Raw genomic sequence first — 11,353 nt, forward strand, 5'->3', positions numbered from 1 at the left:
GTATGATAATTAAGGAAGTTAAAAATAACCTAGCTCAATCTACCTATATGAAAACTCCGTGAAAAGCAGAAGTTTACCATCTTTAAGGTGTCTTCTGCTTTTTTGTATGTTTTTTTCAATTGATTATTGAGGAGCGATTTCATTGGAATATATTGCCCATATTCGTGAAAGTGATCTGGAAATTCAAACAGTAGAGGAACATTTGTTAGATGTTAAGGTTTTAGCAGAATCTTATGGTGAAAAGCTTGGTATTAGGAATTTATCAGGACTTGCTGGAATGCTGCACGATTTAGGTAAATATACGGTTGAGTTTAGACAATACATAGTTGAAGCTGTGAATAATCCCGATGCTCCTCCAAAAAAGGGAAGTGTAGATCATTCCACTGCTGGCGGTAAACTTTTATATGAATTATTTCACACAGGTAAGATAATCAATCCTTACCAAGCGATAGCTGCTGAAATTGTTGGAAATGCTATTCTCTCTCATCATTCTTACCTTCAAGATTTTTTGAGTCCGGAACTGGAGTCAGATTACTTAAGAAGGGTTAAGGATAAAGATCTTGGTGAATTCGACAATAGCAAGAAAGTCTTTTTTGAAAAAGTAATGTCCGAAACTGAATTTCAAGAATATGTAGCAAAAGCCGCAGGAGAACTTGAAAAATATTTATCAAAAGAATCAAAAGAAAATTGGGGAATACAGTTAATGTTCTTAACTAAATTTATTTTTAGTTCATTAATTGATGCGGATCGGACCAACACAAGATTATTTGAGGAAAATAAAAGTAATGATGTTGATGTGGATTATGAAAAGTTGTTTGATAGCTATTATCAAAGGTTAATGAATAAAATCAATTCATTTAAAGAACATGCGAAAGTACTGACTCCAATTAATCTATTAAGAGGTGAGATGTCTGACCAGTGTGAGAAATTTGCAGAGAAGCCATCAGGAATTTACACCTTATCCATTCCAACTGGTGGAGGAAAAACACTGGCCAGTCTAAGATATGCGCTTAAACACGCAAAGCAATTTAATAAAAAAAGAATCATTTATGTTGTCCCCTACACGACAATAATTGAACAAAATGCTGAAGAGGTTAGAAAAATATTATTGGATGATATCAATATTTTGGAACATCACTCCAATGTTATTGAAGATGAGCAGGTGAATGATGAAAATAAATCTGGAAGAATGAGTATCCAACAAAAATTGAAACTGGCAAAGGATAACTGGGATTCGCCTGTAATTTTTACCACAATGGTGCAATTTTTAAATGTTTTCTACGCCAAAGGTAGCAGAAATATTAGAAGGCTCCATAATCTTGGTGAATCGGTGATTATTTTCGATGAGGTACAAAAAGTACCGATTTCATGTGTGTCTGTATTTAATCAGGCTTTAAATTTTTTAAAAACATATGCACAGGCAAGTATTGTGCTTTGTACAGCTACTCAACCGGCTTTGGACTTTGTTGAACATAAATTGGAAATTGAAACTGATGCAGAAATCGTTGAGGACTTGGAGAATGTAGTAGAGGCTTTTAAGAGGGTTGATATTATTGATCGCGCCTCAGATGAAACTTTTAATAATGAAAAATTGGCTGAGTTTATAGGTGCAAGAATGGAAGTGATCCAAAGTGTTCTTGTTATTTTAAATACAAAATCAGTTGTAAAAAATCTTTACAATCTCTTAAAAGAGCAAAAGAATGATATACCAATATATCATTTAAGTACTTCCATGTGTGCAGCACACCGAACTGGAATTTTGGGAGATATCAAACAGCAACTTAATGAGGGAAATAAAATTATCTGTATAAGTACACAATTAATTGAAGCTGGTGTGGATGTCAGCTTTGATTGTGTGATTCGATCGTTGGCTGGCTTGGACTCGATTGCCCAGGCTGCGGGAAGATGTAATCGGCATGGAGAAAATGATATCCAAAATGTATATGTAATTGATCACGAGGAAGAAAAACTGGATCGCTTAAAAGAAATAAATATTGGAAAACAGATAGCAAGAAAAATTTTTATTGATTTGAGGCGAGATAAAAAGAGTCATGGTGGGGATATCCTATCAAAACAAGCAATGGGGAGATATTTTCAAGAATTTTATACAGAATTCGAATCAAATTTAAATTATTTCATACCGAAATTAAAAAAGAATATGACAGAGTTGTTGACCGCTAATAAAGATAAATCAAATTATCACCTTGAATACTATCAAAAAGAAGGTAAGCCATTGCCATTGTTTTTAGTTAACAGTTATAAAACATCGGCAGAACACTTCCGTGTAATTGAAGATAATACAACAACAGTCATTGTGCCTTATGAGGAAGGAAAAGAAGTTATTGCGATGCTAAATGGCAATACAACCATAAGTGACCTGACAAAATTATTACGAAAGGCTCAGCAGTATACGGTTAACCTTTACAAAAATGAACTAGATACCTTAGCGGAAAATGGAGGGTTGGTCAGTTACCTGGACGGCAAAATCTTTGCCATTAAAGAAGGGGCCTATAGTAATGAATTTGGTCTCAATATTGAGAATGATAGTGTTTTAGATTCGCTAATGTTTTAAAAACCTATCTAAATTAAGATAGGTTTTTAAATAATATAATATATTTTTCAATCCACGATTTAACAGCGACACTTTATTATATCACATTGAGTAAAAATAATTGATTTTCACATATTATATAATCTTATAGGGATATTATGGAAACCAAAATAAAAAGTGGAAATAAAAGGAGGTGAAATCAGTGAGAAACTCTATAGAATTTGAAGTTTATGGAAGGTATGCTCTGTTCTCTGATCCTTTGACAAAGATGGGCGGCGAAAAGCTTTCCTACCAGGTGCCAACATATCAGGCGCTAAAGGGGATTGTTGAATCGATTTACTGGAAACCAACGTTATTAATAGTTGTGGATGAAGTTCGTATCATGAATGCTATTCGTATGGAGTCAAAAGGTATCCGGCCAATAGAATATAGTGGTGGAAATACACTTGCCAATTACACTTATTTAAAAGATGTTCGATATCAGGTCCGTGCACATTTCATATTCAACCCTCATCGACCCGATATGGCCTTTGACCGGAATGAACACAAGCACCATAACATATTAAAGCGTTCCCTAAATGCAGGGGGCAGACGGGATATATTCCTTGGAACCAGGGAATGTCAAGGTTATGTGGAACCGTGTGTATTCGGTGAAGGTGAAGGATTCTATGATAATTATGGAGAGATTCATCTTGGAACGATGATTCATGGAATTAATTATCCAGATGAAACGGGAAGAAATGAAATGGAAGTCAGGTTATGGAATCCGGTTATGAAGGATGGTGTGATTCAGTTTATTCATCCGGACAAATGCACTCAAATTCGAAAAATCACTAATACGGCTTCTAAGCATTTTGATTCAACTAATGTTGAATCAGTTGATGAGTTGTTGAAACAATTAGAAGAGGGGGTGAACGAATGAGTTGGTTACTAAATTTATATGAGACCTATGAATCGAATATTGGCCAAGTAGGGGTAATTGAAAAAAAGCATAATGAGAAAGAATATACCCTTTTGCCAATATCTCATACTACACAAAATGCTCATATAGAAGTGGAAATAACTGAAGATGGCGAGTTTCATTCCGCTATAGTTATTGATAAAAATGATGCAAGTACATTAATTCCTTGTACGGAAGACTCAGCTAACAGGGCTGGATCTAAAATTGCCCCATATCCGCTCCACGATAAATTATGTTACGTGGCAGGAGACTTTGTCGCATATGGAGGAAAAATAAAAAAAGAAGAGCCATTTACATATTATATTGCACAATTGGGAGAATGGGCTCGCTCACCGTATGCAACTCCAAAAGTTAAAAGTATTTATACTTATATAAACAAGAAAAAATTAATCGAAGATCTAGTTAGAGAAAAAATATTATTTTTAGATGCCAATGGTCAGTTAATCGAAACATGGGATAAAAAGTATGAAGCTATACATGGAGAAAAACCTGCTATTTTTTCTGCTGTCGCTGGGGGTCAAGATAGTGCTTTTGTTAGATTTAATGTTTATTCGCCTGATAGGGTTTTAAAGAAGGTATGGAAAGATATCGATATGTACAAATCATTCATTCGTTATTATCAAGACTTATTAGGTGATGAGGATATTTGCTATATTACGGGGAAAAGACTTCCTAGTACCGATAAACACGCAAACAAGATCCGTAATGCCGCAGACAAGGCGAAATTAATATCAGCTAATGACACTAGTGGTTTCACATTTAGGGGACGGTTCAATAAAGGTCCTGAAGTTGCCAGCATTAGTTATGAAGTATCGCAAAAGGCACATAATGCCCTAAAGTGGTTAATTAACCGACAGGGAAGAACAATAGATAATCGTGTTTTCCTAGTATGGGGGAACGATGATCTTGATGTCCCTAATCCATCAGAGGATTCCTTTGATATCTACTCATTTGGACCATTATCCCCGAAGGATGAGAAAAGGGAAATAGTTTATACCGGACAAGAATTTGCTAAAGAAGTAAGTAAAGCTTTAGATGGATATAAGAATAATCTATCTACCAAGTCCAAAGTCAACATTCTAATATTGGATTCAGCTACAACAGGGCGTTTGGCAGTACTTTACTATCGAAATATGCACAAGGAACTTTATCTAAATAGACTGGGAAAATGGCACTCTACCTGTGTATGGCTACATCGTTATCGAAGAAATTTAGAAGGTGACTATGTTCACTTTTATGGAGCCCCATCAACAAAGGATATTGCGTTTGCGGCATACGGCCCAAGAGCAAATGAGAAAGTAGTAAAGGGATTAATGGAACGGATGCTCCCTTGTATTGTTGATGAAAGAGAAATTCCTCTTGATATTATTAGGAGTGCTCTTTATCGGGCTTCAAATCCGGTATCAATGGAAAAGTGGGAATGGGAGAAAACCCTCAGTATTACTTGTGCCTTAATAAATAAAAAGGAGGGACATGATGTGGCATTAAATTTGGAAAATAATGACCGTGATTATTTGTTCGGCCGCTTGTTAGCAATTGCCGATGTTTTAGAAAGACGTGCATTGGGGTCAGATGAAACTAGAGCTACAAATGCAATTAGATATATGAATTCCTATTCAAAAAATCCAGCTAGAACGTGGAAAACCATTCAAGAAAGCCTGCAGCCTTATCAAGCGCGCCTCGGTACTAAAGCCCGTTATTTATCCGGGTTAATTGATGATGTCGCTTCTAGAATCCAGTTTGAAGATTTTAATAATAAACCTTTAACAGGTAAATACTTATTAGGTTTTTATAGCCAAAGACATGAATTATATCAGAAAAAGGAAAAAGTAGATTCTAAAGAGGAAACTTCAGTTTAAAGGGGGAGGAATTTATATGACTATTTTAGATCATAAAATTGATTTTGCTGTTGTAGTATCAGTAACGAAGGCCAATCCTAATGGAGATCCGTTAAACGGGAACCGCCCAAGACAAAATTATGATGGACATGGTGAAATTTCAGATGTTGCTTTAAAAAGAAAGATTAGAAACCGTCTCCAAGATATGGGTGAATCTATTTTCGTTCAATCTAATGATAGAGCAGTAGATGATTTTAAAAGTTTAAGAGAACGGGCTGAGTCAAATGCAGCACTTGAGAAAATATTAAAGTCGAAAAATAGCTCCAATGACGAATTCGCCAAGATTGCATGTGAACAATGGATTGATGTCCGCAGTTTTGGCCAAGTCTTTGCCTTTAAAAGTTCTGGAAGCGGTTCCGGTGTATCTGTTGGAATAAGAGGGCCAGTTTCCATTCATACAGCAACCAGTGTAGACCCGATTGACATTACCAGTATGCAAATAACTAAAAGTGTAAACTCTGAACCAGGGAAGGAACGAGGTTCGGATACAATGGGCATGAAACACCGTGTAGACTTTGGACTTTATGTGTTTTATGGCAGTATAAATACGCAACTTGCAGAAAAAACAGGATTTACAAATGAAGATGCTGTAAAAATGAAACGTGCACTTGTTACCCTGTTTGAAAATGATGCATCCTCTGCAAGACCGGATGGAAGTATGGAGGTGCACAAAGTTTATTGGTGGGAGCATAATTCTAAGATTGGGCAATATTCATCTGCTAAAGTGCATCGTTCTTTGGAAATTAAACATGAGGCAGAGGAACCAAAGGCCTTTGAAGATTATACGATTACCTTAAAAGAACTAGACGGATTAAGGGTTGATGTCATTGACGGAATTTAATGACGAAGATAATTATTTGATGTTATCGGGGATTCAACACTTTCAATTTTGTAAGCGGCAATGGGCACTGATCCATATCGAACAGCAATGGGAAGAAAATGTAAGGACTGTTGAAGGACAATATCTGCATCAAAAAGCGGACCAGCCGTTTATACGAGAGAAACGGGGCAATAAACTCATAGTTCGTGCCATGCCTGTAAAGTCAAGTGAGTTGAAAATAACGGGTGTATGTGACGTGGTAGAGTTTATTGAAGACAGTAATGGTGTTGAAATAGAAGGTGCTCAAGGAAAATATATTGCCTATCCTATCGAATATAAACGTGGGAAACCCAAGAAAAATGACGAAGATATTTTGCAATTGACAGCTCAAGCTATTTGTTTGGAGGAAATGCTTCTTTGTGATGTCAGCAAGGGATACATGTTTTACGATGAAATAAAACATAGAGTTGAGATTCCGTTGACGGATGATTTAAAAGGTAAAGTAAGATCAATAGTTATGGAAATGCAAGATTATTATAAACGGAGATATACGCCTAAAGTTAAAACTGGATCTTTTTGTTATAGTTGCTCCCTTCAAAATATTTGCTTACCTGAAATATTGCATAAACGGTCCGTAAAAAGTTATATTGATGGGAAGATTCTTGAATGAAAAAATTGCTGAATACTTTATTTATTAATCAACCCGATGTTTATTTATCATTAGATGGTGATAATATTGTTCTTCAAAAGGAACAGGAGAAAATAGGAAGACTGCCGCTTCATAACCTTGAGGCGGTTGTATCTTTTGGCTATACAGGAGCAAGCCCGGCCTTAATGGGCTATTGTGCAGAAAGAAATATTTCGTTAGTCTTTTTTACGATAAATGGGCGTTTCCTTGCCAGGGTAATTGGGAAAAGCAAGGGTAATGTTATTCTAAGGAAGAAGCAATATCGTATGGCCGATGATGAAGTCCTTTCGTCAAAAATTGCCCGAAATTTTATTGTAGGAAAAATTTATAATAATAAGTGGATTATCGAAAGAATGACAAGGGATTATCCATTAAGGGTAGATATTTCTCAATTTAAAGAGATTTCACAACATCTTTCTTCACTCATTAAAGAAGTCAGACAATGTGAAGATTTAGAAAGACTAAGAGGATTAGAGGGACAGGCTGCTATTAGTTACAATAAACTGTTTAATCAAATGATTTTGCAGCAAAAGGGAGATTTTTATTTCCACACTCGTTCCCGAAGACCACCGTTGGATAATGTAAATGCCATGCTTTCTTTTGCTTACACCTTATTAGCTAATGATATGGCCTCGGCATTGGAGGGGGTAGGGTTGGATGCCTATGTCGGTTTTTTGCATCGTGATCGGCCAGGGCGGGTGTCATTAGCTTTAGATGTTATGAACTGCGTGGTGTCTATGCTGATAGGTTTGTTTTATCATTAATCAACAAAAAAGTTGTAAATAAGGATGATTTTCTAAAAAAAGAAAATGGGGCCGTCATAATGACTGATAATGCTCGGAAGAAATTCTTAACCGCTTGGCAAAATAGAAAGCAGGAAAAGATTACCCATCCTTATTTAGGAGAAAAAATACAATGGGGATTAGTACCACACGCTCAAGCTTTATTATTAGCCCGTTATTTACGTAATGACCTGGATGAGTACCCGCCATTTTTATGGAAGTAGGTGTTTCATTTTGTTAGTTTTAATTACTTATGACGTTTCTACAATTAGTATTGGAGGAAAGAAGAGACTTAGAAAGGTTGCGAAAGAATGTCAAAATTATGGCCAGCGTGTTCAAAATTCTGTTTTTGAGTGTAACGTAGATGCAGCCCAATTTGCAGGATTAAAGCTGAGATTAACAGAAATTATAGATAAAGAGCGTGACAGTCTTAGGTTTTACCAGTTGGGTAATAATTATAAGACGAAGGTAGAACACGTTGGGGTAAAAGAATCTATTGATTTGGATAGTCCGTTGATTTTTTAGTGCGAAGGTTAAGCACGCATAAAATCTCAGTGGGTTTCGCACCAAATTTTTTATCTATTAATGTTGAACATTGTAGTATTTTGTTTTTTGTTCTTTAGTTATCTAAAGAAAATAGTGGTATTCGGAATCAAAAATATGCTATTTGTATTTTTTTTGATTGAAAATCGCTGTCGCACTCCTCGTGAGTGCGTGGATTGAAATCTGCTCGTTGTTACGGAATTTGATAAATGGTACCCGTCGCACTCCTCGTGAGTGCGTGGATTGAAATTGAATGTTGTTGTACATCTTTTTAGGGATGAGAGGGTCGCACTCCTCGTGAGTGCGTGGATTGAAATGACTTAATTGATGATTTCCAGTACAACACTCATGTCGCACTCCTCGTGAGTGCGTGGATTGAAATAAAGCTACAACAAAGTAGAAAATGGCAAGAAAAGGTCGCACTCCTCGTGAGTGCGTGGATTGAAATACGGGCGCACGGATGAATTTTGAAGGTGTTTTAGTCGCACTCCTCGTGAGTGCGTGGATTGAAATAACTAATTAGAAAAACAACATTGCCTTTGGTAATAGTCGCACTCCTCGTGAGTGCGTGGATTGAAATGCCCTTTATCAGTTTTGAAACTATATTAGAAAAAGTCGCACTCCTCGTGAGTGCGTGGATTGAAATAACAAGGTATGAAAAATTATCATGTACAAACAAGAGGTCGCACTCCTCGTGAGTGCGTGGATTGAAATCCGAAGGAAATCAGTAATTTCTTTTTCACCAAGGTCGCACTCCTCGTGAGTGCGTGGATTGAAATACATTTATTTTTGATGACGGATTTGCTAATGATGTCGCACTCCTCGTGAGTGCGTGGATTGAAATTAAACCGATGCTCAATAAGAAATGGGCGATATCGTCGCACTCCTCGTGAGTGCGTGGATTGAAATACTTCCAATAATTCAGCTAACTTAAATAATTCCGGGTCGCACTCCTCGTGAGTGCGTGGATTGAAATCAGTGGAAGTAACAAGCTCCTTTAGACCTATCGGTCGCACTCCTCGTGAGTGCGTGGATTGAAATCGTGGAAGGTGCGAAGTTTTGGTTTAACTGCAACCGTCGCACTCCTCGTGAGTGCGTGGATTGAAATGCTCCTGGAGTTCCCGCGCTGCCTCCCTTTTATGTCGCACTCCTCGTGAGTGCGTGGATTGAAATATCCCAATCACTCCTAGTTTTTTATTGGAGTAGTCGCACTCCTCGTGAGTGCGTGGATTGAAATGAGGAAGTAGGATTGCGTGGCAGAAAGCCAAACGAGTCGCACTCCTCGTGAGTGCGTGGATTGAAATCGGGAAAGAGGCTACACCAATATTATTGATACCCCGTCGCACTCCTCGTGAGTGCGTGGATTGAAATAAGGAAGGAGGTTGAATTGTGGACCCGATCACCGTCGCACTCCTCGTGAGTGCGTGGATTGAAATCAATGTATTAAACAGCGGGATTGCATCCAATGACAGTCGCACTCCTCGTGAGTGCGTGGATTGAAATTTGTTGGGACAGGCCCAAGTCATAAAGGAGATGAGTCGCACTCCTCGTGAGTGCGTGGATTGAAATGGTCATGGTGTAGCCTCCTTTTATTCGGTTGGCGTCGCACTCCTCGTGAGTGCGTGGATTGAAATCAGCAAGAATTAACCAAAATGACGGTAGCGTCGGGTCGCACTCCTCGTGAGTGCGTGGATTGAAATCCTAGGCTTCTAAGTCTGTCCACCCGGTTGGGAGTCGCACTCCTCGTGAGTGCGTGGATTGAAATACCTGGCACGATCTTTGCTTAAGTGAAACCCCTGGTCGCACTCCTCGTGAGTGCGTGGATTGAAATACGCTGTGCATACTTCCAGGCTTTTGTTGGCTGCGTCGCACTCCTCGTGAGTGCGTGGATTGAAATAGCAACAACAAGAACAGGCACGCATTCAAGAGTTGTCGCACTCCTCGTGAGTGCGTGGATTGAAATCAATGTCTTGCCGGATTCCCAGGAAGCACGGGCCGTCGCACTCCTCGTGAGTGCGTGGATTGAAATTCTGTAGCGAAAGTAGTTAGGAAGGTGTTACCAGTCGCACTCCTCGTGAGTGCGTGGATTGAAATCGCAATACAGAATTATTAGAAATAGACATACTGTCGCACTCCTCGTGAGTGCGTGGATTGAAATGAGGCTGAACGCAATGATTACGCAAAGCAACTCGGTCGCACTCCTCGTGAGTGCGTGGATTGAAATATTTTATAAAGTCGTTACTAACAACCGTTTTGAATGTCGCACTCCTCGTGAGTGCGTGGATTGAAATGCATATTTCGATTTGGGATGCGGAAACGGCGGGGGTCGCACTCCTCGTGAGTGCGTGGATTGAAATTGCTAAAGACCAAATTCCCGAAAGTGTCTGGCAGGTCGCACTCCTCGTGAGTGCGTGGATTGAAATTATAAGACTAATTTGTCTTTGGAATATATTAAGGTCGCACTCCTCGTGAGTGCGTGGATTGAAATCGGATTCCAGCGGGTAGCTTGAGCGTTGGGTTTGTCGCACTCCTCGTGAGTGCGTGGATTGAAATTGTATCACGACTTTGGAAAGTACTGTCATTTGCTCGTCGCACTCCTCGTGAGTGCGTGGATTGAAATTAGATATTGGCTAAATAAAACAAATATCCTTGTGTCGCACTCCTCGTGAGTGCGTGGATTGAAATCTGCATCCTTGCTGTCATTCCTGGGGATATCATCGTCGCACTCCTCGTGAGTGCGTGGATTGAAATAGGCATAGCTTGGATTAGGCGTATCTTTTCGTCGTCGCACTCCTCGTGAGTGCGTGGATTGAAATAATTTAGACAGTGAGGCCTTGGGTGATCGGCAGGTCGCACTCCTCGTGAGTGCGTGGATTGAAATATCCCACCAAAAATCCACATCTTCGAGGATGCACGTCGCACTCCTCGTGAGTGCGTGGATTGAAATGTGCATCCTAGCGGTGATACCTGGAGACATCATCGTCGCACTCCTCGTGAGTGCGTGGATTGAAATATATTGCAAAACTAATAAGGAATTGCGTCATGGTCGCACTCCTCGTGAGTGCGTGGATTGAAATGGTGACGAATACGGGATTGAAGAGTAGTAAGGA

The 11,353-nt window shown here is 38.8% G+C and carries 6 protein-coding genes, 1 pseudogene and 1 CRISPR repeat array (1 of these 8 running past the window's edge); all 7 genes and pseudogenes read left to right on the forward strand.

The window, feature by feature from the left end; genetic code table 11:
- The first annotated feature begins 142 nt into the window (after positions 1–142).
- The 7 genes and pseudogenes from cas3 (at position 143) to cas2 (ending at position 8,225) form a co-directional block, all read left to right on the forward strand.
- Positions 143–2,572, forward strand: a complete 2,430-nt coding sequence (cas3, locus tag ACZ43M_RS02350) for a CRISPR-associated helicase Cas3' (protein WP_464505888.1) — start codon at positions 143–145, stop codon at positions 2,570–2,572.
- Between the two features lie 181 nt (positions 2,573–2,753).
- Positions 2,754–3,473: a type I-C CRISPR-associated protein Cas5c gene (gene cas5c, locus ACZ43M_RS02355; protein ID WP_464505889.1), complete on the forward strand. Its 720-nt coding sequence runs from the start codon at positions 2,754–2,756 to the stop codon at positions 3,471–3,473.
- Entirely contained in the window at positions 3,470–5,371 is a 1,902-nt protein-coding gene (gene cas8c / locus ACZ43M_RS02360) for a type I-C CRISPR-associated protein Cas8c/Csd1 (RefSeq protein ID WP_464505890.1), read from the forward strand. The genes cas5c and cas8c overlap by 4 nt, the downstream gene beginning before the upstream one ends.
- Positions 5,372–5,387: 16 nt before the next feature.
- Entirely contained in the window at positions 5,388–6,251 is an 864-nt protein-coding gene (gene cas7c / locus ACZ43M_RS02365) for a type I-C CRISPR-associated protein Cas7/Csd2 (protein WP_464505891.1), read from the forward strand.
- Between the two features lie 19 nt (positions 6,252–6,270).
- Positions 6,271–6,900: a CRISPR-associated protein Cas4 gene (gene cas4 / locus ACZ43M_RS02370; RefSeq protein WP_464507924.1), complete on the forward strand. Its 630-nt coding sequence runs from the start codon at positions 6,271–6,273 to the stop codon at positions 6,898–6,900.
- Positions 6,897–7,924, forward strand: a pseudogene (gene cas1c / locus ACZ43M_RS02375) (type I-C CRISPR-associated endonuclease Cas1c). Before cas4 ends, cas1c begins: the two are co-directional and overlap by 4 nt.
- Positions 7,925–7,934: 10 nt before the next feature.
- Complete coding sequence (gene cas2, locus ACZ43M_RS02380; protein WP_464505892.1) at positions 7,935–8,225, forward strand: CRISPR-associated endonuclease Cas2; 291 nt, start codon at positions 7,935–7,937, stop codon at positions 8,223–8,225.
- Between the two features lie 169 nt (positions 8,226–8,394).
- A CRISPR array of direct repeats spans positions 8,395–11,353; the repeat unit is 32 nt; unit sequence GTCGCACTCCTCGTGAGTGCGTGGATTGAAAT (it continues 628 nt past the right edge of the window).

It is taken from the genome of Neobacillus sp. B24 (genome assembly GCF_055381825.1).

Coding starts and splice junctions, on each gene's coding strand:
- cas8c (WP_464505890.1), top strand. CDS start 3,470: ATGAGTTGGTTACTAAATTTATATGAGACCTATGAATCGAATATTGGC.
- cas7c (WP_464505891.1), top strand. CDS start 5,388: ATGACTATTTTAGATCATAAAATTGATTTTGCTGTTGTAGTATCAGTA.
- cas4 (WP_464507924.1), top strand. CDS start 6,271: ATGTTATCGGGGATTCAACACTTTCAATTTTGTAAGCGGCAATGGGCA.